Annotated in this window: 22 protein-coding genes; 2 read left to right on the top strand and 20 right to left on the bottom strand. The window is 62.0% G+C overall.

The window, feature by feature from the left end; genetic code table 11:
* Window positions 1-9: 9 nt before the first annotated feature.
* The 9 genes from GT613_RS06925 to GT613_RS06885 all read right to left on the bottom strand — a co-directional run bounded on the left by GT613_RS06925 (window position 10) and on the right by GT613_RS06885 (window position 10710).
* Entirely contained in the window at window positions 10-1083 is a 1074-nt protein-coding gene (locus GT613_RS06925; protein WP_009306530.1) for a Gfo/Idh/MocA family protein, read from the bottom strand.
* 1 nt (window position 1084) lies between these two features.
* Complete coding sequence (gene wecB / locus GT613_RS06920) at window positions 1085-2179, bottom strand: non-hydrolyzing UDP-N-acetylglucosamine 2-epimerase (RefSeq protein ID WP_035577888.1); 1095 nt, start codon at window positions 2177-2179, stop codon at window positions 1085-1087.
* Window position 2180: 1 nt separating this feature from the next.
* Entirely contained in the window at window positions 2181-3500 is a 1320-nt protein-coding gene (locus GT613_RS06915; RefSeq protein WP_009306534.1) for a nucleotide sugar dehydrogenase, read from the bottom strand.
* Complete coding sequence (locus tag GT613_RS06910) at window positions 3497-4888, bottom strand: hypothetical protein (RefSeq protein ID WP_009609524.1); 1392 nt, start codon at window positions 4886-4888, stop codon at window positions 3497-3499. The genes GT613_RS06915 and GT613_RS06910 overlap by 4 nt, the downstream gene beginning before the upstream one ends.
* Window positions 4885-6081, bottom strand: coding sequence for an O-antigen ligase (locus GT613_RS06905; protein WP_226844156.1), 1197 nt, complete (start codon window positions 6079-6081; stop codon window positions 4885-4887). Before GT613_RS06905 ends, GT613_RS06910 begins: the two co-directional genes overlap by 4 nt.
* 47 nt (window positions 6082-6128) lie before the next feature.
* Window positions 6129-7130: a glycosyltransferase gene (locus GT613_RS06900; protein ID WP_009306541.1), complete on the bottom strand. Its 1002-nt coding sequence runs from the start codon at window positions 7128-7130 to the stop codon at window positions 6129-6131.
* Window positions 7127-8191, bottom strand: a complete 1065-nt coding sequence (locus GT613_RS06895) for a glycosyltransferase (RefSeq protein ID WP_226844230.1) — start codon at window positions 8189-8191, stop codon at window positions 7127-7129. The genes GT613_RS06900 and GT613_RS06895 overlap by 4 nt, the downstream gene beginning before the upstream one ends.
* Before the next feature lie 35 nt (window positions 8192-8226).
* Window positions 8227-8931, bottom strand: a complete 705-nt coding sequence (locus GT613_RS06890) for a sugar transferase (RefSeq protein WP_009306544.1) — start codon at window positions 8929-8931, stop codon at window positions 8227-8229.
* 297 nt (window positions 8932-9228) lie between these two features.
* A complete protein-coding gene (locus GT613_RS06885; RefSeq protein WP_229033313.1) occupies window positions 9229-10710 on the bottom strand; it encodes a helix-turn-helix transcriptional regulator in 1482 nt (493 codons plus the stop codon).
* Window positions 10711-10992: 282 nt separating this feature from the next.
* Between GT613_RS06885 and GT613_RS06880 the strand changes: the two genes are divergently transcribed.
* Entirely contained in the window at window positions 10993-12792 is a 1800-nt protein-coding gene (locus GT613_RS06880) for an FAD-binding protein (RefSeq protein WP_009609484.1), read from the top strand.
* Between the two features lie 81 nt (window positions 12793-12873).
* Here GT613_RS06880 and GT613_RS06875 read toward each other — a convergent pair whose 3' ends face one another.
* From GT613_RS06875 to GT613_RS06840, 8 genes are all read right to left on the bottom strand, one after another.
* Window positions 12874-13530: a TetR/AcrR family transcriptional regulator gene (locus GT613_RS06875; protein ID WP_009609474.1), complete on the bottom strand. Its 657-nt coding sequence runs from the start codon at window positions 13528-13530 to the stop codon at window positions 12874-12876.
* A gap of 147 nt (window positions 13531-13677) precedes the next feature.
* On the bottom strand, window positions 13678-14055 hold the full coding sequence (locus tag GT613_RS06870) for a cytochrome c3 family protein (protein ID WP_009609470.1): 378 nt from the start codon (window positions 14053-14055) through the stop codon (window positions 13678-13680).
* Window positions 14056-14059: 4 nt separating this feature from the next.
* Window positions 14060-15748 (bottom strand): FAD-binding protein, encoded by a 1689-nt coding sequence (locus GT613_RS06865; RefSeq protein ID WP_009609479.1) that lies wholly within the window; start codon window positions 15746-15748, stop codon window positions 14060-14062.
* Window positions 15749-15956: 208 nt separating this feature from the next.
* Window positions 15957-17294: a cytochrome c biogenesis protein CcdA gene (locus tag GT613_RS06860; RefSeq protein WP_009609497.1), complete on the bottom strand. Its 1338-nt coding sequence runs from the start codon at window positions 17292-17294 to the stop codon at window positions 15957-15959.
* A 9-nt stretch (window positions 17295-17303) separates the two neighbouring features.
* Window positions 17304-17768, bottom strand: a complete 465-nt coding sequence (locus tag GT613_RS06855; protein ID WP_009305145.1) for an Rrf2 family transcriptional regulator — start codon at window positions 17766-17768, stop codon at window positions 17304-17306.
* A 191-nt stretch (window positions 17769-17959) separates the two neighbouring features.
* Entirely contained in the window at window positions 17960-19105 is a 1146-nt protein-coding gene (locus tag GT613_RS06850; protein WP_086414952.1) for a 4Fe-4S binding protein, read from the bottom strand.
* 24 nt (window positions 19106-19129) lie between these two features.
* Window positions 19130-20467, bottom strand: coding sequence for a molybdopterin-guanine dinucleotide biosynthesis protein B (mobB, locus tag GT613_RS06845; RefSeq protein WP_009609488.1), 1338 nt, complete (start codon window positions 20465-20467; stop codon window positions 19130-19132).
* Between the two features lie 145 nt (window positions 20468-20612).
* Window positions 20613-22469: an FAD-binding protein gene (locus GT613_RS06840; RefSeq protein WP_009609475.1), complete on the bottom strand. Its 1857-nt coding sequence runs from the start codon at window positions 22467-22469 to the stop codon at window positions 20613-20615.
* Between the two features lie 285 nt (window positions 22470-22754).
* Between GT613_RS06840 and GT613_RS06835 the strand changes: the two genes are divergently transcribed.
* The gene (locus tag GT613_RS06835; protein ID WP_009609478.1) at window positions 22755-24143 is read left to right on the top strand and encodes a LuxR C-terminal-related transcriptional regulator; all 1389 of its coding nucleotides are present in this window, start codon (window positions 22755-22757) and stop codon (window positions 24141-24143) included.
* Window positions 24144-24383: 240 nt separating this feature from the next.
* On the opposite strand, the gene GT613_RS06830 is transcribed toward GT613_RS06835, so the two are convergent.
* Genes GT613_RS06830 through GT613_RS06820 form a run of 3 tightly spaced genes read right to left on the bottom strand, consistent with a single transcriptional unit; the run spans window position 24384 to window position 26595 of the window.
* Window positions 24384-25061, bottom strand: a complete 678-nt coding sequence (locus GT613_RS06830; RefSeq protein ID WP_009609473.1) for a molecular chaperone — start codon at window positions 25059-25061, stop codon at window positions 24384-24386.
* Window positions 25061-25717, bottom strand: a complete 657-nt coding sequence (locus GT613_RS06825) for a hypothetical protein (RefSeq protein WP_009609483.1) — start codon at window positions 25715-25717, stop codon at window positions 25061-25063. Before GT613_RS06825 ends, GT613_RS06830 begins: the two co-directional genes overlap by 1 nt.
* The gene (locus GT613_RS06820) at window positions 25714-26595 is read right to left on the bottom strand and encodes a 4Fe-4S binding protein (RefSeq protein ID WP_370516111.1); all 882 of its coding nucleotides are present in this window, start codon (window positions 26593-26595) and stop codon (window positions 25714-25716) included. The genes GT613_RS06825 and GT613_RS06820 overlap by 4 nt, the downstream gene beginning before the upstream one ends.

The raw sequence follows: 26595 nt of genomic DNA, 5'->3' as shown, positions 1-26595 counted from the left end.
AAGGCATGCCTAGAACTCCCCTTCCATGTCCGTGCTCGCGAAATCTTCCAGCGGCAGCTCCACGGGAAGACCCGTCCTCTGGCTCTTGTAGATGGCGAGCACCACCTCCAGAGCGTCGCGGCCGGCCCTCGCGTCCACGTAGGGCGCGCGGTCGTTCTCGATCGCGTCGGCCACGTCGGCGTAGAGCAGGGCGTGGCCGTTGCCGTAGACGTTGGAGGTGGGCTCTTTGAGCCCCGCCATCCCATCGTCGCCCTCGCGCTCGTCGGCAAAATCCCAAACGTCGATCTCGTTGGTCGAGGTCCCGCCGAGCTTGGCCGTGCCGGACTCGCCGAACAGGTACAGCGTCTCCTCGAGGTTTCTCGGGAACACGTTGGAGGTGCCCTCCACGGTGGCCACCGACCCGTCCGCGAACGTGAGCACCGCCACGCCCACGTCCTCGGCCTCCAGGTAGTCGTGGAAGCGCTGCCGGGTCTGGGCGTAGACCGAGACCACCTCGCCGCCCATCATCCAGCGCAGCAGGTCGACGCCGTGGATGCACTGGTTCATGAGGCAGCCGCCGTCCTGGGCCCAGGTGCCCCTCCAGGGGGCCTGGCCGTAGTAGCCCCTGTCCCGGTTCCACCTCACGTGGACCGATCCGTGGGACATGCGCCCGAAGCGACCCTCCTCCACGGCTCGGCGGACGTGGCGCACGGCGACGTTGAAGCGGTTCTGGTGGCAGGCCGATACCTTCACGCCGCGCTCCTCGGCGCGCCGCACGATCTCGTCGGCGTCGGCCATCGACATCGCGACGGGCTTCTCGATTATCGCGTTGACGCCCGCGTCGATGCAGTCCAGCGCGATGCGCGCGTGCTCGCCGCTCTCGGTGGCGACGGCCGCGATGTCCAGGTCCGGCTCCGCCGCGAGCATCTCGCCGTGGCCGCCGTAGATCCTCGGTGCCGGGCCGTCCCACTCCGCCCGCTCGAGCAGGCCCTCGGCCTTGCCGGAGGCGGTGTCGCAGAGCGCCGCGAGCTCGAATCCGTTCGCGCGGACGGCCTTGACGTGGTTGAGCGCTATGCGCCCGCAGCCTATTATTGCGCACTTCATGTTACAGCACCTCTTTCGAACGACCGGCAAGAATATCGACGATTCGCTTGGCCGCATTGCCGTCGCCGAACGGCAAATAGTCCTCATTTACCGTTTGCGCTCTATCCAACGCACGCTCTATCTCGCTTCTCTCCGGAAAGACGAGAACGCAACGCCCGTCCACCATAATCTCAGGCCACGCAAGAAGCGTCATAGGCACTGTACAGGGCGTTTTCGCAAAAAAGGCTTCTCTTTGCACCCCTCCTGAGTCGGTGATCACGTGCATTGCGTGTTTGGTAAGAAAAATGCTCTCAAGATAACCGACCGGCTCGACGAGCATGATCGAATCTAGCCTATAACGAATGACGATGTCTCTGGCGAGTTCAAGAGCGCGGGGGTGCACAGGGTAAATAACGGGACAAGACAGAGTAGACGCAGCGATCAATATCTCGGACATGGCCCCCTTTTCCATGTTTTCTGCCCGATGACATGTTAGATAGCAATAACGCGACGGAACATCAATCGAACCTCCACTGATTGAAACCAATTCCGGACGAAGCGCTTCGGAGTCCGCGATTTCGCCGTAATGCAGAAACGCATCGTACATCGGATCACCTACGAGAAAGGTCCTATCCTCGAGGCCTTCTTTTTTAAGGTTTCGAAACCCCGATTCTGTTGCCGCAAGCAGTATCGAGCTAAGATGATCGACGCATACGCGGTTTGACTCTTCGGCGTTTCTGAGCGAATGAGAGCGAGGACCCGCTTCGACGTGCGCGATTGGGATCTGCATTTTTACGGCAGTGAGCGCTGCGGCAAGGGTTGAATTGGTGTCTCCGTAAACAAGAACGGCGTCTGGGCGCTCTTCTTCCATAACCGCCTCAAGGCCGAGCATCATTCTCGCCGTCATAGATGTATGGCTACCCCCTGAAATGCCCAAGTTATGCTTAGGCCGAGGAATGGACATCTGCTCAAAAAATAGCTCGGACATGTTCCGATCAAAGTGCTGTCCCGTATGAACCAACACTTCGTCTATGCCGTGTCGCTTCTCGATTTCATGTGAAACCATGGCTGCTTTTATGAACTGGGGCCTTGCCCCCACAACGGTAAGCACTTTCACGTCACAGCACCTCGATGTTCTCTCGCGGGGACACGCCCTTCATGGCGTTCTTGGCGTCGAGCACGGCCCTCGCGTGCCTCTGCACGAGGGCGTAGTCGACGTTGGTGTGCGCGCAGGCGACCAGAACAATATCGGCCGAGGCGATCGCCTCGGCCGACAGGTCCGGGATGGATTCCTTTACCTCTTCTTTGTGCTGGCAGCGCGGCACCCAGGGGTCGTAGTAGGAGACCTCGGCGCCCCGCGCCTCCAGGCGCTCAATCACGCGCAGGGCCGGCGACTCCCGATAGTCGTCGATGTCCTGCTTGTAGGCGACGCCCAGCACGAGCGCCTTCGACCCCCTCATCGCCTTGCCCTCCCGGTTGAGGATGCGGGCCGCGCGCGAGGCCACCCACTCGGGCATAGAGTCGTTCACGGTCATGGACGCCTCGATCATGGAGGTGTGGAAGCCGTACTCGCGCGCCTTCCACGACAGGTAGTAGGGGTCGAGCGGTATGCAGTGGCCGCCGAGACCGGGGCCGGGGTAGAAGGCCGTGAAGCCGTAGGGCTTCGTCTTGGCGGCGTCTATTACCTCCCACACGTCGATGCCCATGCGGTCGCAGAGCATGCAGAGCTCGTTGACGAGGCCGATGTTGACGTTTCGGTAGGTGTTCTCGAGGATCTTCTCCATCTCGGCCACGGCCGGGCTCGACACGCGCGTCACGCCCCCCTCGAGCACCGCCTCGTAGACCGCGCTGATGAGCTCGAGCGCCTCCTCGCCGACGGCGCCCACCACCTTGGGCGTGTTCTTGGTCTTGTAGACGAGGTTGCCAGGATCCACGCGCTCGGGAGAGAAGCCCAGGTAGAAGCCCTCGCCGCACTTGAGGCCCGACCCCTCCTCCAGGATGGGCAGGATCAGCTCCTCGGTGGTGCCGGGGTAGGTGGTGGACTCGAGCACCACCATGCAGCCCTCGCGGATGTAGGGCGCTATCTCGCGGGCGGACGCCTCCATGTAGGAGGTGTCGGGCATCTGGTGGGCGTCGAGCGGGGTGGGCACGCAGATGGCGACGAAGCCGCACTCCGCGACGCGCGAGAAGTCGCAGGTCGCCTCGAGCGTGCCGGCCTCCACGAGCGCGGCGAGGTCCTCCTGCACGACGTCGCCGATGTAGTTCTCGCCACGGTTGACCATGTCGACCTTGTCGGCCTGCACGTCGAAGCCAATCGTCTTGAAGCCCGCCTTGGCCTTCTCCACGGCCAGCGGCAGCCCGACGTAGCCGAGGCCGACCGTGCCGCAGACGAGGGTGCGAGACAGGATGCTCACCCATCCCTCTTGAAAACCCATCATAACGTATTCTCCTTGCTTCTTGAAAGGGTGCACAATATTCCAGCCACCTGATTGGCAATCACCGGATAACTGAACTTCGAAACATAGCTCGAATCGACTCTGCAGGAAGTCAAACCTCGATTCTTCCATTGGGTATATGATTCACGAACGAAATCGATTAATCTGGGATAATCCATCAAATCCGAAGCCTCTTCGTAGCAAAATCCAGCACCGGATTTCTCGATAATTTTCTTCGCTTCCGAATTGGGAGAATCGCCAGAGCTTACACCGACAATGGGAACGCCACTAGTTAGATATTCGAAAAGCTTGCCTGTTATCCCTCCCTTTTGCAAAGAGGTATTCCAGTTACTGAAAATCAGTAATGAGGCCGTTGATTGCATTTCCATAGCCCGATCACGCGAAACCAAGCCAACGGATTCTACAGGTATGTCGGGAAAGCAGCTAGCTTGCCTGAAAAAGATGCCCTCGGTACCTCCCGCATATCTAACAACGATATCATCGCAACAAACTACACCCCCATCAACAAGGTCCACGAGAGCTCGAAATAGCGGAGTCAGATCCCTTCGAGCATCGCCTTCATCGTGCAAGGTTCCCGTATAAGTGATTTCGAATTTATTTGATCGATGTCTCTTTTTGCGAAAAAGCACATCATCTGGATCAAATCCATTCGTTACTATCTCTCTACGCTGCAAGGGGTCAAGAAACAAAAGGTCGGAAACCCCTTTAGAAACGGATATGACACAATCCGCGTTATGCGTGGTTTTTTTGGCAAAGGAACGGTTGTCCTCAGTGTCGGTCGCATCGGAATACACTAAAGAATCCCTGTAATCGGCAACCCATATGATCGATGGGTTTTTCTTCTTTATTTCCGCCGCCACTCTATGGGTCCATCGCGGTCCATAGGACGAAATAACGACATCGTACTGAGAGCAATCGCCTATTGCATGGCATGCTCTTCCGTAGATCGATTCATCAACCGCTTGATTTAAACTTCTTCTAATACATGACAATATGCCGCGTGTATCGCGAGATCCATTCTTTGGTGAGACGAATTCACTATTCTTTCGATTCTTCCTATCTTTCTCCCATTTATTTGAAGATATGTTCTTTGCATATCTTAGAAAATTATGGATTCCATGAAAGATTTTTAATTTAGCCCCATCACGAACCAGGTAAGCCTTTTGAAAATTAGACACATCTTGCATAAGCGTTGGATCTACCGAATAGTTTTCAGACAATAGTTTTTTCCCTGAAAAGTTTTTCTCGTTCGTAAGGAGATCGATCGAAGCTTGATGATGCAGTACTAGATACTTCGAAATTTTTGTCCATCGAATCGAAGCAATTGCGTTAACCGGCGCAATATACTCCGCGATAAGAAGCACTTTCATTTTCCAGAACCCCTAAGCTTTCGAGAAGCATTTCCAACCAATATTCGTTCCTGCGATGCGAACGAAGATCTGCTGCCACAAAAACGCGCTTTCGGCTCCATGGTCGTTGTCAGAAGATAACCCGCAATGAAAAAGGCTAGTAACGCATCCGCACCCCTGAATTGAAATAATGAACCTACTACCCAGCAAAGGATGTATGCAGCGAAGGGGTTCGAGAACCTCTCCTTCCGAAAAATAGCCATAACATTTAAGATTAACGCAATAAAAAAGACGAATCCTATGAAGCCAAAATCCAAAAGAACCTGAAGAGGATAATTATGTATGTTGCCCTCAGAGAAAGGCGTTCCACTGACCATTTTCAAGTGAACAACGGCGTTTCCTGCACCATTTCCGAACAAAGGAGCGTCGATAAAGGCACTTAATGCGTATTGCCACATGTCCATTCTCCCAGTCGACCCCTTGTCCTCTCCTATTGCAAGAAACCGATCCATAATTGGGAGTCCTGCGATTTGAGCAACCGCAATCAGACCCGCAATCAACACGGCAATGCCAACAAGCTTCGATACTCCAATTCGATCCTTTGATTTCACGAACAGAACGTAGGCGATGGACAACAATGAAAGAATGATCCCCACACGAGAGGCATAAAGAGCCGAAATGGACAAACTTCCAATTAGGTATAGCAGACCAACTCTATCCCTATTAAAGAAGACTCCAAACAATGCTAGCCATGATGCCTCCAAATTAACGCTGTCGCTAAAAAAGGACGGGATGGAAGGATGCCCATTACCCCCATAAGAAACAAACCCCATAACAGCATCTCCGTAGAGCACAATCTTAATAGCTACCACAGCTATAACAAATAACGCCGACGATCTAACAATCACGCCCCATCTATCCATGGGGAGGCCTCTTCCGTAATTCATCACAGAAGCTATCATGACGAAGAAAAACGCATAATTGAATAAAACGACATTTATCCCAAAACGCATGGAGTCAATCAGCGATATTCCAATCACGTATAAAACGGAAATCAGAAACCACCTGTTGAATAGAGACCAGGAAGCCCTAAGTGCCACAATGGACAAAACCAGCAAGATCAAGGCAATGACATGAAACGGCTTGATAGCCGCCCCACCCAGAGAGAAGATAACGACGTTCTGGAAACACGCAGAAATCAACAGAGCTGACAAGGCCGTCTCTCTCGCAGTCATACAAAATGAGATTTTTCTCAAAACCCTCATCTGAGAAGACCGGCTTTTCTACACGCATGGCAAAAAAGAGCAAACGGAGCTTCGCCGATCAAGGCAATGGCTGCAGCAAGTCGTTCCCTCTTCCGAGCCGAAGAATCACTCAGAACGATCTTTCTTCTCTCCTTGAGTTCGCCCCACAAAGCTCGACGATCATTCTCGAACTTACTGGAAAGCTCGTATTCTACCGGTATCTGTGCATAAACCATCCGGCAAAGAGAAAAACAGCGCGATGCGGATGCAACGGCTAGATCCGGATACCATTCCTGCATATCCGAGCTAAGTCGTCGTGAAACCTCAATGGCAGATAAGGCTTTTATCGGACTGTACGCCTGACTGATGATCCCGGATTTCCGCAGACGATACGCATACAAGGCCCTGCAATCAACCAACGCAACACGATCTACATCATGAATGAACTTGTAAACGCTTGCCAGGTCCTCGTAATACAACCCCACAGCAAAAGGAGCATCGCCGAGTATACGTCTAGCATAAAGCCTCCATGGAACTCCCGTATCGAGCCTTTGATAGAGCATCAACTTCTGAACCGTATATGAATCCATAACCCTTGCGTCGGGAATAAAGGCCGCCTTCGCAACAAGCTCGCATGAAGAGCCGTCCTCGAATGCCGTACCACAAGGTATCGCCGCTATCTCACAGTCGCACACTTCGATAGCATGCATAAGCGTCTCAATGAAAACAGGGGACACGAAATCATCGCCGTCAACGAAGGCCACGAAATCACCCCGACAAACGGCTATTCCAGCGTTTCGGGCAGCACTCAGCCCTTCGTTCTCTTTGTGCACCACAACCACACGGGAATCGCTACAAGCGTATTGATCGCAAGAAAACCCCGATCCATCTGTCGATCCGTCGTTTACTACAACGATCTCGATATTGCTATAAGTTTGAGCGATCACGCTCTCTATGCATTCCGACACGTACGACTCAACGTTATAAACAGGGATGATAACACTGACAAGCGGGTTCATTTTCCCGCCCTTTCGCCATCGAGAGCGATGTATAACGCTGCAAGTTTCTGCGCCGCTGCATCAATGTCGTAGTACGAGAAACGCTCCGGACGCACAGGGACCCTGTCGCCGGCCCTCAAGGCGCATAGCGCGTCCGCCCAGGCCGAAGGATCATCGATCGGCAGGAAGCGCACCGCTCCCGTCACGTCCACCTCGCGGGTGATCGCGTCGGACAGCAGGCACGGCAAGCCGGCCCTCTGCGCCTCAAGCGCCGCCATGCCAAACCCCTCGTACGTACTGGGGAAGGCAAATGCATCGAATCCTTGATACGCCAACGAAGAGTCCATTTGGCCGGGCATAACCATATACTCCGAAAGACCTAGGCAGGCCGCACGATTCTGAATGGCGATGCGATCCTTTCCTTCTCCAACCAAGACCAATCGAGCATCCACGCCGCTCTTTCTTAGGCAACTCAAAACCTCTATCAGGAATGATTGGTTCTTCACAGGGGCAAGCCTCCCTACATGCCCGATCACCACCTGGCCATCCTCGATGTTCCACATTTGGCGAGCTTTCGACCTCCAACGCTCGTCGAAGGCGAATGCATTCATGTCGATCGCGTTCGGAACAACTTCGAGCTCGACCTCCTTGCCGAACAGCCATTCACCGGCATAGCGTGAGCACGCGAGGCGGTGCGTCGGGTAGCGGTTCGCCTGGGTGCGCAGCAGGCGCTTGAGCGCGTTCTTGACGGGCTCGCCCTTGCCCGCCGTCGAATGCGAGTGGGCGATGCGCACGGGCACGCCCGCCCGGGCGGCCGCGCGCAGCGGGAAGACCGAGAGCGCGTTGACGTGGGAGTGGACGATGGACCACCCCTCGTCCGAGAACAGACCCTCCAGGCGCCCCATGTAAGCGAGGAGGCGCTGGTAAGGAGGAACCACGAACACCCGGCCGCCGAGCGACCCGATCTCCTCGCGCGGCACGAGCGCGGAGTCCTCGTCCACGAGGAAGTCGAACTGCACGCGGCTCCTGTCGATATGCCGGTAGTAGTTCATGACCACGGCCTCGACGCCGCCGCCGCACATCTTGCCCACAACATGCGCTACGCGGATAGGCTCACTCATCTTCCCGTCCTGCCTTTTCCGAACATGATCGAGAACGTCCTCAGGAACACCTTCGCATCTATAGCAAGAGAGGCGTTCCTGACGTAATAAAGCTCCAGTTCCTGGCGGCTGCCGTCGCCGTAGGTCGCATCGTTTCTCGCCTGCACCTGCCACCAGCCGGTGATGCCGGGCTTGACGGAAAGGAGCTCGCCCGCCGCGTCGCCGTAAGCCGCCAGCTCCTCCTCAACGATGGGACGCGGGCCGACAACGCTCATCTGGCCAGCCAGCACGTTCAGGAACTGAGGCAGCTCGTCGAGGGAGGTCCTGCGCAGGAAGCGCCCCACCTTGGTGACGCGAGGATCGTCATCCACCTTGCGCTCGCGCCTCCACCGCTCGAGCTGTTTGGGATCCAAATGCTTCTCAACATCGTCGGAGTCGGCCACCATGGTACGCAGCTTGAAGATGCGTAGCGGCCTTCCTTGATACCCGACGCGCTTTTGGAGGTAGATGGGGGATCCGGGGGACTCCAGGCCGATAGCGACGCAAAGGAGCGCGATCGGAACCAGGCCGACTATCGTCGCGCACAGGCTGAAGGCGATGTCGAACACCCGCTTGACGAAGCGGTACCCCAGCCGCCCTTCCGCCGGAGCCGGGACGGGCACCGGGCCCTCGGCCTCCGACACCAGTTCGGGCGCCAGGAACGCCACGTCGGAGGCGGCCATCGACTCGGAGGCGCATCTGGCTCCTGCCGCCGCGCGGGATCCTTCGACTCGCTTCGCTCGCTCGGGATGACAACCCGAGGAGTCGCTCCGCTCAGGATGACAAACCCCGATGCTCCCGCTTAGGTTTCCATAACCGCGCTTATCGAGCAATGTTGCCGACAACACCTTGATCGGGCGGTTAGCTAACCTCTTGATTCTTACGGGGTCACCATGACCCCGTAAACAACGTACAGGCTTCTTCGCGACGGCGCACAACGCTTGCAGCATGTACCACTATCAGTACAGCGTTACCCCGCACTACTCCCCCGCGCGCTCCACCAGGTCGATCAACTCCTGCTGGGAATGCACATCCAACTTCGCGTAGATATGTTTGACATGGCTCTTCACCGTGTTGCGCGACACCACGTAGTGTTCCATGACGAACTGCCCGTTGCGCCCGCGGGCCAACATGGCGAAGATCTCCGTCTCGCGCTCGGTCAAGCCGTGCTGCGCACCCAGCTCAGCGCACCGCTCCTCGATGCTGAGCTGCCGCACCGTCTCACCAGCGCCGCCAAACCTCACCTCGCCGACTGCCTCGGCAGCAGCAGCCCCAGCCGACCCAGCCTCGCGCTCGCCCACGTTCACCACGCCTCGGATCGTGTCGGCGAAACTGAACTTCCTGAATCCCAACCACAGAAACGCGACGAACGCGAACAGCACGACCTCGGCGATGAGCATGGCTGCATCGTCATTCGTGCCCACGATATCGTTCGTGGTATGCCCGGCAATCGCGCCCACGTCGGTTCCAACCGCGCTCATGAAACGCACAAGCGCGAACGTCGGCAACAAAGCCAACAGGTTTTGCCGCCCCACCGCCAACACCACAAGCCACACCAGCATGTCGAAGCTGCGCACGCCGATGCGCAAAAGCGCATTCGCCGAGGGCAGATCCGTCAAAAACGTGAACGGCGCGATGATGAAGCCGGCCACCACCAACAGCATCGCGAACGAGAACAACATGTCCTCCTTGCTCTCGCTGCGCGACAGCAGCATCCATGCGGCCACCCCCACCAGCACGACCGCCGAAACATCGACGCTGATAGGAGCATGGGACACTTCGTTGAGCGTGAGTCCGTAACCCGTCGCAACGCTGAACAATCCTACGCATAAAAACAGCGCATGAGCAGGCCGCAAGAACGATTCCGGATTGGACAGTTCGAGGCTGGCCGGGGACGCTTCGCGCGCGATCGCGTCCAGCTGCCGCCCGCCTCGGCGATACAGCATTACGATGACCAGCGCGTACGAGCATGTCGCCTCGACGATGCCCAGCTCGTACGAGACCGGAGGATGCGCCACGCGCACCACTTCGCCCAACGCCATGCCGCACACCACCCCCGCAAGCACCGCCTTCGACGAACGCAACGACGAGAACGCGGAAACCATCATGATCGACGCCCACGCGGAGGCCGTGTTGTAGAACAGGAAGCCCGCCACCGTCAGCGGACCGTTCGCCATCTGCAGAGCGAACTCCAGCACGAACGCCGCCGTGATCGCACAGCCCAGCGCCACCACGGTTAATAAGCGCCGATCGAGCAGCGAAGGCTTGCGCGTGGCGATCAGAAACAAGATCAAGAACAGAAAGCCCGACGTCATCGTGGAAATCTCCCGAGCGATGCCGTAGTATTCGGCCACGCGAGAATACACGCTCGCGTTCAGAATGCCGCCGACACAGCCCATGATCGCAAAGGCGATCACGCACACCACTATAGCCGCGCTTTCGCCGTGCTTCGAATCGCGCATACGTTCCACCATCGCTTGCAAGGCTCCCTCCCCCTCATCGCTTGCTCCCATTGTAAGCGAAACCTGCGCCATCCGATCACGGCACCCCGCATCCACCACGTTCATCAGCCTTATCGCCCTCAAATCACCCTCGCAGGGGGAGCGCGCCAACTCGCCTTTCGCCAGCCGAAACACCCCCGACGGGGTGGTTTCAAGCCTCGCCGAACGCCGTAGAGTGCACGTCGAGGGAAGCGGCTCCTCATCCGGAGCCGCAAAACAAATCGCACCATTAGGAGGATCATCATGGGAACGAACGTAACGAACGAAGGCGGCATCTCCCGCCGCAGCTTCCTGGGCGGCGTCGCAGGCGTCGGCGCGCTTGCCGCCATGGGCCTGGCCGGCTGCTCGCCCAAGGCCGCGGGTACAACCGGAGCCGAGAGCGCTTCCAGCTCTGCCAGCGCAGCCACGGGCGTGGCCGACAACAACGCGGTGGCCGTGGACGACGGCAGCGCCGCCATCACGGTCGACTGGCTGGGCGCCCCGCCGGAGATCGGCGACATCACCGAGACGAAGGACACCGACCTGCTCATCGTGGGCGCAGGCAACGGCGGCATGATCGCCGGCGCGTACGCATCCGACCAGAAGATGGACTTCATCCTATGCGAGAAGGGCACCGAGGTGGGCGCCACGCGCCACTGGTTCAACGCCGTCGACACCAAGCCCTTCACCGACCAGGGCTACCACACCGACCGCGCCCGCCTGCACGGCGAGTGGGCTCGCTATTCCAGCGGCACGTGCGACCACAACCTCATCAACATGTGGATGAACGAGAGCAACGACATGTTCGAGTACGTCGACAAGTTCATGAGCGAAGCCGGCGCCGTGGTCATCGCCGACGAGTTCGAGATGCCGGGCGGCATGGGCGCCACCCCCTTCTACACCCCCTGCGGCGAGCACCACTACGGCAACGCCGAGGGCGGCCGCGACGGCGTCCCCGTGCGCAACGAGCTGTTCGAGAAGGTCATGAACGACAACGGCTACGAGATCTCCTACAACCATGAGCTGGTAAAGCTGGTCACCGAGGATTCCGGCAAGGTAACCGGCGCCATCTTCAAGACCGACAACGGCTACACGCAGATCAACGCCAAGAAGGGCGTGCTGCTGACCACGGGCGGGTACTCCGCGAACCCGGCCATGCTCTCGTCGCTGTCCCCCATCACCACCGCGTCGGTGACCGCGCTGGGCTACAACCAGAACAACACGGGCGACGGCATCAAGGCGGCGCTGTGGGCGGGTGCGGTGAAGGACATCACCAGCGCCACGATGATCTTCGACCGCGGCCTCGTCGCGCCCGGCACCACCGCGGGCTACACCGAGGAGTCCGTCAAGGCCGGCAATCCGCAGTGGCCGGGCAACGGCCAGTTCAACCCCGGCACGCAGCCCTTCCTCAAGGTGAACCTGCGCGGCGAGCGCTTCGCCCTCGAGTCCGCCGACTACGACTACCTGCCCCATGCGGCCGCGCAGCAGCCCGGCGGCGTGTACATCAGCGTCTGGGACGGCAACTTCGGCGACGACGTGCAGCGCTTCCACACCCTCGGCTGCTCGGCCGGCACCCGCATGGGCGTGCTGGGCGTGAAGAAGGGAGACGGCACGTACGACCTGGACAAGTACTTCGAGAAGGAGCTGGCCGACGGTCGCCTGCAGAAGGCCGACACGCTCGACGAGCTTGCCGACAAGCTTGGCTTCGACGCCGACGCCAAGAAGACGTTCCTCGCCACCTGCGAGCGCTACAACGAGCTGTACGACAACCAGGAAGACGTCGACTTCGGCAAGGAGCCCTACCGCCTCTCCGAGCTGCGCACCCCGCCGTTCTTCGGCGCCACGCTGGGCGGCACGCTGCTCACCACCATCGACGGCATCCGCATCAACGCCGACTGCCAGGCGCTCAACACCGACTTCGAGCCCATCGAGGGCCTGTACTGCGCCGGCGACTGCTCGGGGTCGCTCTTCAGCGGCAACTACCCCGACCAGATGCACGGCGTCGCCTGCGGCCGCACGATGACCGAGGCCCTGCACGTGGTCAAGCTCGTGGCCGCCAAGTAACGCGTTCCCCTCATAAGCTGCGCGCCCTCCCCTCCCGCGCGCAGCATCCTACCCGCGCCCCGACCTCCCCGGGGCGCGGCATTATTTCGGGGTATGCCACTCGCACGGGTCGGGTGCCGCCAAGCCACGCACGCCCATGATGATCATCTCCACGCCGTTCGCGAACGACTCTTCCGAGTACGCCGAATCCACGATGCGCTGCCACACGGGCATGTCGCGCGTCGCGCCACCCGCCGCCTCGTCTGCCAGCCGTCGCTTCTGGGCGGCGATCGCGCTTCCGTTGAACCCGGTGAGAAAGGCGTCCACCATGGCCCACGCCTTCGTGAGCACGGGCTCGGGCATACCCTGGTCGAGATGCAGCGACACGATCTTCTCGGTGTGGGCCGCCAAACCCGCGTAGGAGATGTTCGGATCGAGGTCGATATCGTTCATGTGCGGATGCGCGCAGTACTCCCGATGGATGGACGTCATCGTGCGCCGCAGCGTGTCGTCCCACCGCTCTCCCGGCACCGGATCGGTGTCGAGCGTTTCCATGAAGCGCGTGAGCACCGCCACCAGCACCTCCTCGCGCGAGGAAAAGTGCGCGTAGAACGCCATGGCCGACACGCCCAGCTCCGCGCCGAGGGCACGCATCGTGAATGCGCCCATGCCGTCGCGATCGATCATGCGATACGCGGTATCCACGATGACGTCCCGGGTCAGCCCGCTCTTCCGCTTCTTTTCGGTTTCCGCATCCACGCCGCGTCCCTCCTGCCAGCACCTCGTTTCGCCCAGCATAGCATGAGCATGCCCGGCCGCGAGCCCTCCCGCCTCCTTCGCATGCGAAAACCAAGAGGAGCCGAAGCGCGCTCGCTCCGGCTCCTCTTCCGAACAGGCCGATCGGCGTTACGCCGCGGGATTATGCGGCCAATCGTGGCAGTGCATGCACTGGTTGTCGGTGATCTCCTTGTCGCGCGCATGGCAGTTCACGCAGGAGTTGTACCCTCCGTGGAGGGGGTCGTGCGGGTTGCTCTGCTCGTAGGACGAAGTGGTCTCGGCCAGCGCCTCGTACGAGCCTCCATGGCAGCTCAAGCACTGCTCGTCGGACACATACGCACCGGTGCCGTCGCCGGCAGCGGTCTGCGTCGTCTTGGCCGACGAGCCGTCCGCATCGGCGCCGGGTTCTGATGTCTGCGGCGCACATGCCGCCAACCCCAAGGTCAGGCAAAGGACAAGCGCAACCGTCGACAACGCGCCTACCGTGGATCGTTTGACGTTCAACATGGCTTTACGCTCCTTTCACCGCATGCTCGGCGGCAACGTAGCCGAACGTGACGGCGCGTCCGATGGACGTTCCAGGGATATGACGGGGGTAGTTGCCGGCGAAGAAGTTGCCCGACGCGTTGCCCACGGCGTACAGCCCCTCGATCACCCGGTCGTCGGTATCGAGCACGCGGCACGAACCGTCGATGGTGAGCCCGCCCACCGTGGCGAGCACGCAGCTGTTCGTGGTCAGCGCGAAGAAGCGCGTGCCCGTGAACGGGATGGTTCCCGCCAGGTCGCGTCCGAAGTCCTCGTCCACGCCGGCCTCGAAGAACCCGTTGTACCGCGCGATGGTGTCGGCGAGGCCCTGCGGGTCGACGCCGCAGGCGGCGGCCAGCTCTTCGGGCGTTGATCCCTCGAACAGCCAGCCCTTCTGCTTGAACTCCTCAACCGCGTCCTCCATGCCCTCGAACATGGTATCGTCGAACACCTGCCAGCAGCTCTTCCCGAAGTCGGGCTGGGCGTTCTGCGCGTTCGACACGCTTTGGAAGGGCAGATCCTCGCGCACGAAGCGCTTGCCGTCGCCGTTCACCATGAGGGCGAAGTACACGGCGTTCCACGTGCGCGCGTCGTAGAACGAATCGGGATTGCCCCAGCGGAAGTTCATCACCGGCTGAGGGCACGGATCCATCTGCGCGCCTGCTTTGATGCCCATGAGATGCCCGTCGCCCGTGGTGCCCCAACCGGGGTTCCACCAACTCGACGAGGCATAATCCTCCGGACGCGTCCACGCTTCCATGAGCTCAGGGTTCGCATCGTAGCCGCCCGTGGCCAGGATCACGCCTTTTCCGGCGTTGATCTGCACGTACTCGTCGCCGCTCTTGGCGATGACGCCGCCCACGCGTCCCGAACCGTCGCGCACCAGCTGCACGCCCGGCGTGCTGAAGCGCAGGTCGAGGTTGTCGTAGGCCTTCGCCACCTCTTGCATCTCGAGGCACACGTAGATGCCCGAATAGCCGGAGCGCACTCCGGCGTCGGGCGGCAGCGAGGGGCTGTCGTAGAAGCCCAGCTCCGTGTCGATGAGCGGGGTCAGCGCCGGCATGCCGCAGGTGGAGGGAGCCTGCTCCACCTTCGAGATGACGAAGCCGTTCTGTCCCTTGTCGAGTTCGGCCTGCCAGAAATCGGTAGCCTCGCCCGAACGGTCGACGTAGGTGCGTATGGGTTCGGGGCGCACGCGCCAGTACGCGCTGCGGTACATCTCGTCCAACAGCGCCACCTTGTCGATCTCGGTGCCCTCCTGGCACTTCGCCCCCACGGCGCCGAAGCACTCGAAGCAGCCGCGGCCCTTCGTCATCTTCTCGATGCAGATGACTTTCGCGCCCTCTTCGGCTGCCTTGAGGCTGGCCATGAGCCCGGCGATACCCGCGCCCACCACCACGATGTCGCAATCCTCGGTCGAAGCGATGTCGCTCGCGGCGATGTCGCGGTCTTCGAAGCCGACCGGCCCGCGCGGCCCAGGGCAGGCCGCCTTCTTCACCGGCACGAGCGCCGTGTCGCACGCAAGCTGCCTATATGCGTCCCCGGCTTCTACGGCGGGCGCATCGTCGGCGAAGGCGATGCCTGTCGCGCCCAACGTCCCCAGCGCGCCAGCTGAAAGGCCCGCCAAGCCGATCCCCTTCAGGAACGAGCGACGAGATACGTCGTACTCTCCCATAGTCCCTCCTTGTTCGTTTTTCTTTACAACGTAAAGTGAATGGTAACGTGTTTTATTTACGTTGTAAAGTAAGAGCTTGCGAATACGCCGCGTCGAGCAGCAGAGCGCGAAAAGGGATCCCGCAGGATCCCTTTTACGAACAGATGTTTCACGTGAAACATCCGCGTTACGGAGGCGCCGCGCGAAGCGGCGGGCGGGCGGCGTAGCGCTACTTCCTCACACCGGACATGGTTTGCTCGACGATGCTGTCCATCATGTCGGGGGTCAGCATGCCGCTGATATAGCCGAAGATGTTGCCGTCCTTGTCGATCATGAACGTCGTGGGGAACGACCTGATGCGGTAGCCGCTGAACATCTCGCCCGTCGTGTCCATGAGCACGGGATACGCAATGCCCCGCTCGTCGATGAACGCCTTCACGTCCGCTTCGGACACGTCGCTGTTGTTGGGACGGCTGTCGGTTTTCGGATTCGCCACGCCCAGCACCACGAGGTCGCCCTCGTTCTCGCCACGATCCCGGTACAGCTTCTCGATGTCGGGGATCTCGCGCTGGCACGGCCCGCACCAGGTGGCCCAGAAGTTGAGGAACACCGTCTTGCCGCGGTACTCGTCCAGCGAGTGCTCCTCGCCGTTCTGGTCGACCAGCTTGAGGTCGGCCAGCGGCGCCGCCTGCGCATCGGCCTTGCTCGCAGCGCCATCGCCCGAGCCGGCGTCCTTGCCCGCATCGGAAGCATCGGACGAACCGCCGTTCGCCCCGTCGCCCTTCGCCTCATCCGCGCCCTGGTCGGCCGGCTGCTCCTGCGCAGCGGGCGCGCCGCCGAACGACGACAGATAGCTGGTCACGCCGTTCATCCACCCGGTCGCGGTCATCACGCCCATGACGATGAGCAGCGCGCCGCCCACCTTCACCGTATACTTCACCACGTTGCCGTGCGTACGGAAAAAGCGCAGCACCTCGCCCGTGAACAGACCCACCGCCAAAAACGGCAGCACGAAGCCGATCGTGTACACGGCCACCAGCCCGAAGCCTGCCGCGGCCGAAGCGCTCGACGACGCCATCAGCAGCACGCTGGCCAGCACCGGACCCACGCACGGCGTCCACGCGAAGCTGAACGTGAAGCCCAGCACCAGCGCCACCAGCGGGTTCATCGCGAACCTATTCAGCCGAAACGGCAGACGACGCTCCTTCTCCACCGCCTTCGTCTTGCCGAACGCGCCCAGCATGTACAGGCCGAACGCCGCCATGATGACGCCGGCGACGATCGAGAACACGCGCTGGTTTCCGGTGAAGAACTGGCCGAGCGCAGTGAACCCGAAGCCTAACAGGAAGAACGCGAAGCTCACGCCCACGACGAAGAACAGCGTGTTCACGAACACCTTCTTACGCGGGTACTCGACGGTTCCGTCATCGTTCGTCTTCGCCGCGCCGCCTGCCAGATAGCCCACGTACAGAGGAATCAGAGGCAGCACGCACGGCGAGAAGAAGCTCAGCAGGCCTTGCACGAACACGGTGAGCACGGGAATGCTTGTTTCGAGGGAGAAGCCCATGATCTCCTCCTAGCCCTCTGCGCCGGACGATGCCGGCCGACCATCGAAAGGCACGACGCCGTCGGAGCCGAATATGCGGTCGTCGATGTCGGCGATCGATATCTGCGCAAGCCGTTCACGGCAACGCTCGTCTAAATCGAGGAATATGTCGTCCATGATGCCCGCCATACCGGATGCCACAAGGCATTTCATGTCCATATCGCCGCTATGCCAACCGGATTGCACAAATCTGATGTTGAGCGCATCGGCCACCATGTGCAGGTCGACCGCCGAAGCGTCCCCTGCAAAACGGTAGCCGCCCACGTTGCCTTCGCGCGTGGTCACGAACCCGGCGCGCTTGAGCGGAGCCATCACCTTGCGCACACGCGCCGCGTTCGTACAGATATTCTTGGCCAAAGCCTCGCTGGAAACGATGTCCGCCTTATGGTTCAGATACACCAGCGCGTGCACCGCAACAATGAAATCGCTGTTCATGATGCTGCTCCGTCTACGACAAATCAACTGTTTCACTTCTTTATACAGTAACTTTTGTACAAAAGAAAGATACAGTTGAGAAATCGAGCCGAAAAACCCGTAGAGAGCAGGCGAGGGCGAATCATCGGCCCGAAAACACGCTTCCGAGCCGAATTCCGTGTCTTTGAGCCGATGATGAGCCCTTCCGACCGCTATCGCCTCAAGCTCGACAATATTCCGGGCCGCGCGGGCGGGTTCGGCAGATGGATCAGCCGCGGTTCGAAGTCGAACAGCTCCTCGGTGGACACCGTCGAGCTCACCGTCAGGCAGCTCTTCAAGCACGCGTCGGCGCACAGGTTGCACTGCACGCAGTCGGCCGCCGAGAACTCCAGGAAGCTGCCCTCCCCCTCCTCAGGCACCAGCTCGCTTTTGCGCAGCGCGCCCGTCGGGCAGAACACCGTGCACATGTTGCACGAGCTGCACGCCTGCGTGTCGATGGATACCGAGCCGAACAGCCGCGTGTCGATCTCGGGAACCGTCGGCGCGCCCAACCGGTCCATCGCATCCAGCACCAGCATGCGTCGCTGCGGGTTGAACTGCGGCAGCGTGCCAGCGTCGGACATGCGCAGCCGCTCGCGCAGCGACGGCGCGGCGTTGTCGTTCTTGAACACCATCACCTCGGCCGTCTTGCCCGCGGCGTCCTTCGCCCGCGTGCGCGCGCTGGTGAAGAAGCCGCGGCGCGACTCGCCCAGCAGCGTGCGCTTGTCTTCGAGCAGCACCTCGTCGGGAAACGCCGACGCGCGCCGCACGCAGACGTCCGAGCCCTGCGCGGCCATGAGCTCGTTCGCCGAAGCCACCGTGGCGTCGATGCCCGGCACGTTCGAGCGGAACTTGCACGTGGCGCACGTGCCGTCCACCAGCACGATATCCTCCACGCCGCGCGCCGCAAGACCCAGCAGCACGCTTTCCTCCATGCGCGCGAGACAGGGCACTTCGGCGTACTTCGCCGGGTCGGCCAGGCGCTTCGACGCTATGCGCGCGCATGCGAACACGGCCTTCCCGCCGGTTGCCGCCACGGCGGACGCCACGCTGGAGGCGAGGTCCTCGTCCAGCGGGCGCAACGGGATGAGCGCCTCCACCGGGCATACCGTGGTGCAGGCGCCGCACGCCACGCATCCCTCGCCGTCAAGCTCCAACACGTTGTTGGCCGCGAACACCGAGCCCGTCGGACAGGCGTCCGCGCATTTCGCGCACGACGCATGGCGGTTGCGCACCACCACGCAGCGATCGCTCGCCAGGTACACGGCCTTCGACTCCAGCGCCTCGGCCACTTCCACGATGTCTACCAGGTTCGGCATGCCAATTCCTCGTCTCGTCTTCCGCTACTTCTCGAGAAACGTCTCCTCGATGGCGCGTAGCTCCTCGGGCGTGTTCGCGTTGATGAAGCAGCCGCCCATGGGCTCGGCCTCCAGCACGCGCTCCTGCGGGAACTCGCACACCTCTACGTCCGCGAAGAACCCTTGGGCGCGCTTCTCGCCGCGGTCGAGCGCGGCGCTCACGGCCGGCAGGCAGCCCGCGCGGCGGTACATCGCATGGAACGGCTCGAACCCGTGCTTGTTCACCGGCACCACCACGTCGGCGCCCGTCTCGTTCATGGCCAGCGCCTCGGCCACCACGAGCGACGGGGAAGCGAACACCATGTCGCAGGCAACCACGGCCACATACGGGTTGCGCGCAGCCTCCAGCGCCGTGTACAGACCCGGCAGCGCCCCGCGCACGTTGAACGCGTCGCGCACCAGCTGGATGCGATACTGCGGGAACTCAGCGTGCAGGAAGTCCAGGCGCTCCGGCTCGTTCGTGGTGATCACGAGGTCGTCGGCAACCGGGCCCAGACGCTCCACCAGCCGGCAGATCAGCGGCCGGCCCGCGAACGGCACGGTCGCCTTGCTCTGCCCCATGCGCCTGCTCTCGCCGCCCGCCTGGATGACCATGGTCACGCGCGGCCGCACGAAACGCTGCTCCACGAAGTCGGCGAGGCCGGCAATGTCGTCGAGCGCGAACGCCGGCACGTGGTACAGCTCGGCGGCATGGCGCGCCTCCTCGATGTCGGTGACGACGGCCACCGTGTCCGACGTCGGCAGCTTGTTCGATATGTCGGCGTAGTCGGGATGCTGCGTCTTGAAATGGTCTCCTGAAGCCCTCTCGACCCGCTGCGCGGCACGGCTCAGCTCCTCGCGCGCCGCATCGTCGTCGGCCGGAGGCACGGTGCCGCGGGTGAACTGGGTGAAGTCGGTTCCCAGCGGCCAGCCGCAACGCGCTCCCTCGGCGAACACGTCGGCCACCCGCGCGTCGGCGTCGTTGCCCGAGCGCATGATCTCGATGGTGGGCAGCCCGCTTTTGCGGTACCCCTCCACCACCACGATGTCGTGGCCGGGCATGCTGCGCACGATGTCCGAGCACTCGATCTCGCCTTCCACGGACTTGATGCGGGCGATCTGCCCGGGCGCGGCGATCACCGTCTCGCGCGCGCCAGCGGCGCGGTGGCGGTACGAATCCTTCCCGGGATAGTCGATGTCGAAACCCACGTGGCTGTGATGCTTCACGCTGCCCACGTCGCGCCCGCGTCGCACCAGCTCGGCGATGAGCTGCTCGATGAGCGTCGTCTTGCCTGAATTATGCCGCCCGACGATAGCCAGGGCGGGGCTCGGTATGTTGACCATGCGCTCCCCCGTTCGTTCGGCGCACAGTATAGCACGAAGCGCCGCCCGCACCGGGAAGGAGAGCCGGGGCGCGCTCCCCCGCACGCCGGAAGCCGCGCCAAAAGGCGCGGCTTCCGAGGGAGGGAGGGTATGGCAGGTTGAAGAGCTACGCGGTCGCGGCGTGCTTGCCGGCCACGCGGCCGCTGGTCATGGCGTTGCCCATGTTGTTGCCGGCCGAGGGGCAGTTGTAGGCGTTGCCGTAGCGCTCGCCCATCGTGTTGCCCACGGCGTACAGACCCTTAATCACCTCGCTCTTCGAAGCGGTCAGCACCTGGTAATCGCCGTTCACGCACAGACCCGCCAGAGTGTTCAGGCCAGGGCCGTACAACCTGTTCGTACCCTGCGTGGCAATGAAGAACGGACCTTCGTCGATGGGGATCAGCAGGTTCTCGGGCTTGCCGAAGTCGGTGTCCTTGCCCGCGGCGCACAGCTCGTTGTAGCGCTCGACGCTGGTCTTGGCGTTCTCGAGCGCCTTGCCTTCGAGACCGGCGTTCTTCAGCGCGTCTTCGAGCGTGGCTCCCACGAATATCTCGTTCACGAACGGGCTCGTGCGGTTCGCGATCTCCAAACCGCGCACTTCCACCGTGCCGGCAGCGGGATCCGCCGCCTCCATCTGCGCCTGGAACTCCTCGATGCCCTCGGGGAAGCCCCAGTTGGGAGCGCCGTGATCGAGGCCGCCCGCCTGGATGTAGCTCATGTACTTGCTGTCCATGATGGCGAAGTTGCCCACCATCTTGGCCTCCGGGTTGATAGGCTGGCGGCACGACTGCGCCAGCACGAGGCCCGCGAACGATTCGTTCATGAAGCGCTGGCCGTTGCAGTTCATCCACAGACACGGCGTGGAGCCCCAAGGGCCGAACGAGATGGAGGGCGCGTCGCCCGCAACCGGGCGGGGATGGCTCTCGATGGCGCCGCCCGCCCAGCACCCGATCTTATGGCCGGATCCGTCGCAGTCGGTCATGCCCATGAGCTCGGCGCGGTCCACGCCGTGGCGCTCGGCGTTCTCGGCGCATTCGGAGCACAGCTCCCACACCATGTCGGTGTTGCCGCCGAAGTCACCCGTGGCCAGGATGACGCCCTTGGCCGCCTCGAACTTCACGTAGTTACCGTCGGCGTCCTCGGCGATGATGCCCTTAACAGCGCCGTCGGCATCCTGCACGCAGCGCGCCGCGGTCTGCCCGCAGAACCATTCGGCGCCCAGGTCCTCGGCCGCGTCGCGGCAGTATTCCTCGATTTCGGCCAGACGCGAGATGCCCGTCTTCTGCTTCTTGCCCACGGGCTGCTCGTTCTTCGTGCCCACCGTCTGCACCGTGGACGCCCACATCTTGTAGCCCGAAACTTCCACGGGGTAATCGGCGCCGCTGGGCTTGTCGTAGGCGATCTGCACGATGCACTGGCCGCCCTCGTAGTCGAACACGTCCGATGTGTCGGGGATCAGCGAGGCCAGGTTGTCCATCATCTCGCCGGAGTTGTACACGAACGAGCGGATAACCTCGGTGTTGCAGCGGCCGTTGGCGCGGCGCACGTACTCGTTGACGATCTCGTCGAGGTCGTACGGGCCGAAGCCCCACGCCTCCAGCATCTTGGAGTTGTACGAGCAGATGTCGTCGCCGCGGTAGACGATCTCGCCGTCGTTGTGCTTCTCGATGACGGCGACCTTCGCGCCTTCCTGCGCCGCTGCAAGCGCCGCCTGCGTGCCGGCGTGGCCGCCGCCCACCACCACGACGTCGAAGCTTTTCGTCTCTTTGATGTCGGCGTCGGCGATCTCGGGCGCGCTTCCCAGCCAATCCTCGTCGCACATGTAATAGGTCGGACGCGCGACCGCCGCGTCGGCGGACGACACGTCGCCGCTCTTGGCCGACGCGGACGACGCCTGCGGCGCGCATCCGGTCAGCCCGGCCATCGCGCCGAGGACGCCGGCGCTGGCGGCACCCACCAAGAAGTTCCTGCGAGAAAGTTCCATGTTCCCCATCTCCTTTGCGTTGTGCTTCGTACCCTGCGACCCCATCTTTGCCCGAACCGACGCACGCTTCCATCCGAAAAAACGTTGATTTGCGTTTCCGCAGATGGCGAATGCTTCTCAACGGTTTTACGTAGACGCCTCAACGCCGATTGTTTGCGCAGGTGAGATGCGCGGATGCTATAATGCGACGCACGGCGAGGGAAGGAGGCGGCTATCGAGACGCAACGCGAAACAACGGGCAAGCTCGAACGCGGGCGGGCGGGCGAAGGGCTTTCCCTACCCGCTATGACAGCGCTCATCGTGGGCGTCGCCTGCCTGTTCTCCACGCTGCTCATCTATTCGGGAACGGTCATCTCGTTTCTGCGCTTCGAGCATACGTTGCTGTTCGTGGGCACCTTCGCCGAAACCACCCTGTTGGCGGCCACGCTGTTCGGCGCGCTGTTCCTCGGCTTGTCGCTGGCGGGAAAGCGCCTGCCGTCCATGCTGCTGGGCGCCGGGGGCGGCATGCTGTACCTGTGCTGCGCGCTCGCGTTCGCGTACTTCTCCTGGTTCGGCAGCTTGGGTACGGCGCTGCTCATCGCGCTTGCCGTGGCCGCCGCCCTCGGCGACGTGTGCTTGGCGCTCACGTGGGGGCGCATATGCGCGCGTTTCAAAATCAAGCGCGCGCTCGTCGCCGTTTCCCTTGCCAGCATGCTATCGGCCGGGATCTGCTTTCTGTACGCCGTGCTGCCCCTGCCAGGCGTGACGGTGCTGTTCGTGCTCAGCTCCATCGCGGCCGTCATCGTCCCTCTCGCGTTCTCGGGAACGGCGGACGGCACCGTGCAGACCACCCCCGAACGAGCCGAGGGCCGCACGACGGGCGCCACCCTGGCCTCGCTGGCCGACGTGATCGTCGCGCCCGGGCTGGGGCTGCTCGTGTTCGCGTTCGCGATGGCCGTCATGCGCACCGCGTTCAACGAGAGCCAGGACGCCTACCTGGCCGCGCTCGCGCTCGATGCCGCGGCGCTGCTGGCGTACACGACCCTGCGCAAAAAGCGCTTCGCGCTGCGAGGCGGCATGCACCAGACGTTCCTGCCGCTCATGGCCATGGTGCTGCTGGCGGCCACCAGCATCTCGGCATCGGTGGGCAGCGGTTCGGGGCTCGTGTCGTTTCTGACCTACGCGCTGTACGCGCTGGCGGCTATCCTCACGCTGGCCACGCTATGCGCCATCGCGAACGCGGGCGAGTTCTCGGCCGACCTCGTGTTCTCCACCGCCGTGCTGCTGTTCTGCGCAGCCTCCTTCGCCGGCCAGAGCTTCGCAAGCGCGCTCGACGACGACCTCGTCCATGTGGCGGTGACGGTCACCACCACGCTGTACGCGTTCGTCATGGTGCTCTCGTCGTACGTGCGCCGCACCCGCGATGCGCACGACGAACAACGCGCCGCCGAGCACGCCGAGGACGAGGCGACGCCCGCAAGCTCGCCCGACCGCTGCGCCCAGCTGGCGGACGCGCACAACCTCACGGCGCGCGAGCAGGAAATCCTCGCCTACCTCGCCGAAGGCCACAGCGGCGCCTACATCTCCGACGTGCTGTTCATCTCGCCGAACACGGTGCGCACCCACATCCACAACATCTATCGCAAGCTCGACGTCTCCTCGCGCGAGGACATCCTGCGTCTGACGAAAGGTTGATCTCGGTCGCACCGAGCCGAATACGAACTCGTCGGCATCGTCGCCCCAGCTCAGCTCCCCGCTCGTTGTTCGCCGAAAATATATGTTGTGATTTCGTGAAGAGGGGTGGTATAATAATCCGTGCATTTACAGAGGCTTTGATGCTTCGGTAAAGATAAGGGTTCTGTTTTTTGGAGGGGGCAGAACCCTTTGTCTTTCTTTGGGACGTTCGCGTCCCATTTTTTATGCCTGCGTTCCGCGCTATGCGGCATCGTCCAGCACGTCTTCCAGGAACGCTTGATCCGTTTCAAGCACCCCTAACACGATGTCGGCCAACGCCCGATAGAATCCCGTGCGTGCAACGCGTTGCACGTCGTCGGCGAAATCGGGAACCCAGTTCAGCAGATGCTCCTCGAGAAACGCACGGCGAGCCTCCAAAAGGTTCGCGCACGATCCATCGTCCCCCGCTTCCAGCGCCTCGGCGGCGCGCTCTCCCAACAGCTGCATGAACTCCAACTCGAACGCCAGATGATCCTCGGGCTCGCACGCTTCGTCCACCAACACCACCTTTGCCGCACGGTACGCCGCCAGCACTTCGTCGCGCGCATCCTGCATCAGCAGATGCTCAGGCGAGGTGTATACCGACTCGTACGGAAAAGCCACCTGCTCTCGATCCTGCGTCACGCCGATGAACGTATGCAGGAAGTCCACGGCCAAATCGCCGCGCTGGCGCTCTCCGCCTGCGTTCAGATAAGCGCACAACCCTCGATAGCCCGCATCGAGATGATCGTTGCCGCTCGCGGCAGGAAACCTCATCGCGCGCAGCCTCCCGAGAGCCTCGTCATCCACCTCGGTGCGCAACAAACGCGCCACGAACCCGTACGCCGCACTCTGCTGCCGGAGCGCCTCGGCCAAGGCGCGCATTCCCTCGTCAATCATCATGCCTCCTTCGCGGCAACGCCGCTTTCGTCGTCTTCTCCATCGCGCAGCGCTTCCAGCAAGTCGAGACCGCGCTCCGTGACATGCCAGGCATCGGCCCACTCCATTGCATCTATGCGCTCCAGCTCGCCCAGGAAATATCCGGCGAACAAGCGCGGATTCTGCACGAGCGGATGAGGGTCGATCACCGCGTCGATGGCGCTTTTGTCGCGCGGGCATTCGGCGGCGAACTCCAGCAAGGCGCGATACACCGGCAGGTAGACCGCGTCCTTGGCCAGCAGCGCCTGCGCCTTCGCGCCGATAGGATCGGAATCGAGATACGCAACGCCGGCTTCGGTGATCGCCCATACGCCCTCGGCCGGCGCAGTCGTCACGAAGTTGCCGTCCTCGTCCACGGCAAGTTCGGGTTCCTCTCCCGTTTCAAGGGCAGCTTGCGCCGCTTGCTCTTCCTCGCTGGGTTCGTACGCCAGCGCGCCGTAGCGCTCCAGCAGCGCGCGCAGCTCCGCCGGACGATAGACCGAACGGTTGCACCGGAGCACCTCGTCCATGATCGAGTCCAGTTCGCTGGGCGTGCGCGGCGTACGGCACGCTTTCAACGCGGTCATCAGCACCTTCTGGCATCCCGGTGCGGCCTTGAACACCTCTTCGACATTCATTGCTCCTCCTTCGTATCGCGCTCGGCCGCAGAAGGCTCGAGCAGGGTTTTCTTGGACAGGAATGGAAACGTGATGGCGTGCACGGGACACGCGTCGGCGCACTCGCGGCACTTCACGCACTCGTTGAGCGGAGCGGAAGCCGCCCGATCATGCAAGTCGATGCCTTCCGGGCACGCGTCGGCGCACCGATGGCAGCGCTCGCCGTGAGCCGCATGCAAGCACGTCCCGACGTTCGCCTGCGGCCGGAACGTGCGGTTGCCGCGCGACACCAACGACAGCAGCGCTCCCAGCGGACAGAACCGATGGCACCATTTCCGCAGCACTGCCAACTCCAGCACGAGCATGGCTGGAAACACCAGAAGCGACCAGGTGACCTCGTTGAACTGGAACACCCTCCACACCACGACGAGCGTTCCGAACGTCAAACCGACCGGGCACACAAGGCAGAACACCGGGTACCCGAACGCAGCCGTCGAGAGGATGGCCCCGCCCAGCACCCAGTTGCGCGAATCGCGCAAGCCCCCGCGCTCGGACGCCGGGACATCGAGAGGCCCGGAATCCGGTGAAGAAGCATCGCGCTTCGAGGCCTTCTTTCCTCGAAACACCCGTCTCAACAACGGGACGGGACAGCCCCAGGCGCAGAAGGCCCGGCCCAACAGCAGCGTCAGCGCTACGACCACCGCCAGCCCGATGAGCAGGGGCGGGACAACCGTTCTCGAAGCAATGGCCGCCTCGACACCGCCGAGCGGGCAGAGCGCCGCAATGTCCGCGATGCCGAACGAGCTGGGCGTGCCGGTGCCGGTGTGCAACGCCAGCCCCAAGCACACGAGAGCCGCCACGCCGAGCGCGCTCAGCACGCGCAACGTCGACGCCCTCAC

The sequence above is a fragment of the Eggerthella sp. BIOML-A4 genome, from assembly GCF_009875575.1.
Taxonomy (GTDB): domain Bacteria; phylum Actinomycetota; class Coriobacteriia; order Coriobacteriales; family Eggerthellaceae; genus Eggerthella; species Eggerthella lenta.
This window is presented reverse-complemented; position numbering and strand designations above follow the sequence as displayed.

Excerpts from the sequence above, each read along its gene's own strand:
- GT613_RS06925 (WP_009306530.1), bottom strand. The coding sequence starts at position 1,083 with ATGAAGTGCGCAATAATAGGCTGCGGGCGCATAGCGCTCAACCACGTC.
- GT613_RS06915 (WP_009306534.1), bottom strand. The coding sequence starts at position 3,500 with ATGATGGGTTTTCAAGAGGGATGGGTGAGCATCCTGTCTCGCACCCTC.
- GT613_RS06910 (WP_009609524.1), bottom strand. The coding sequence starts at position 4,888 with ATGAAAGTGCTTCTTATCGCGGAGTATATTGCGCCGGTTAACGCAATT.
- GT613_RS06900 (WP_009306541.1), bottom strand. The coding sequence starts at position 7,130 with ATGAACCCGCTTGTCAGTGTTATCATCCCTGTTTATAACGTTGAGTCG.
- GT613_RS06895 (WP_226844230.1), bottom strand. The coding sequence starts at position 8,191 with ATGTGCGGCGGCGGCGTCGAGGCCGTGGTCATGAACTACTACCGGCAT.
- GT613_RS06890 (WP_009306544.1), bottom strand. The coding sequence starts at position 8,931 with ATGGCCGCCTCCGACGTGGCGTTCCTGGCGCCCGAACTGGTGTCGGAG.
- GT613_RS06885 (WP_229033313.1), bottom strand. The coding sequence starts at position 10,710 with ATGCGCGATTCGAAGCACGGCGAAAGCGCGGCTATAGTGGTGTGCGTG.
- GT613_RS06880 (WP_009609484.1), top strand. The coding sequence starts at position 10,993 with ATGGGAACGAACGTAACGAACGAAGGCGGCATCTCCCGCCGCAGCTTC.
- GT613_RS06870 (WP_009609470.1), bottom strand. The coding sequence starts at position 14,055 with ATGTTGAACGTCAAACGATCCACGGTAGGCGCGTTGTCGACGGTTGCG.
- GT613_RS06865 (WP_009609479.1), bottom strand. The coding sequence starts at position 15,748 with ATGGGAGAGTACGACGTATCTCGTCGCTCGTTCCTGAAGGGGATCGGC.
- GT613_RS06860 (WP_009609497.1), bottom strand. The coding sequence starts at position 17,294 with ATGGGCTTCTCCCTCGAAACAAGCATTCCCGTGCTCACCGTGTTCGTG.
- GT613_RS06855 (WP_009305145.1), bottom strand. The coding sequence starts at position 17,768 with ATGAACAGCGATTTCATTGTTGCGGTGCACGCGCTGGTGTATCTGAAC.
- GT613_RS06850 (WP_086414952.1), bottom strand. The coding sequence starts at position 19,105 with ATGCCGAACCTGGTAGACATCGTGGAAGTGGCCGAGGCGCTGGAGTCG.
- mobB (WP_009609488.1), bottom strand. The coding sequence starts at position 20,467 with ATGGTCAACATACCGAGCCCCGCCCTGGCTATCGTCGGGCGGCATAAT.
- GT613_RS06840 (WP_009609475.1), bottom strand. The coding sequence starts at position 22,469 with ATGGAACTTTCTCGCAGGAACTTCTTGGTGGGTGCCGCCAGCGCCGGC.
- GT613_RS06835 (WP_009609478.1), top strand. The coding sequence starts at position 22,755 with ATGACAGCGCTCATCGTGGGCGTCGCCTGCCTGTTCTCCACGCTGCTC.
- GT613_RS06830 (WP_009609473.1), bottom strand. The coding sequence starts at position 25,061 with ATGATTGACGAGGGAATGCGCGCCTTGGCCGAGGCGCTCCGGCAGCAG.
- GT613_RS06825 (WP_009609483.1), bottom strand. The coding sequence starts at position 25,717 with ATGAATGTCGAAGAGGTGTTCAAGGCCGCACCGGGATGCCAGAAGGTG.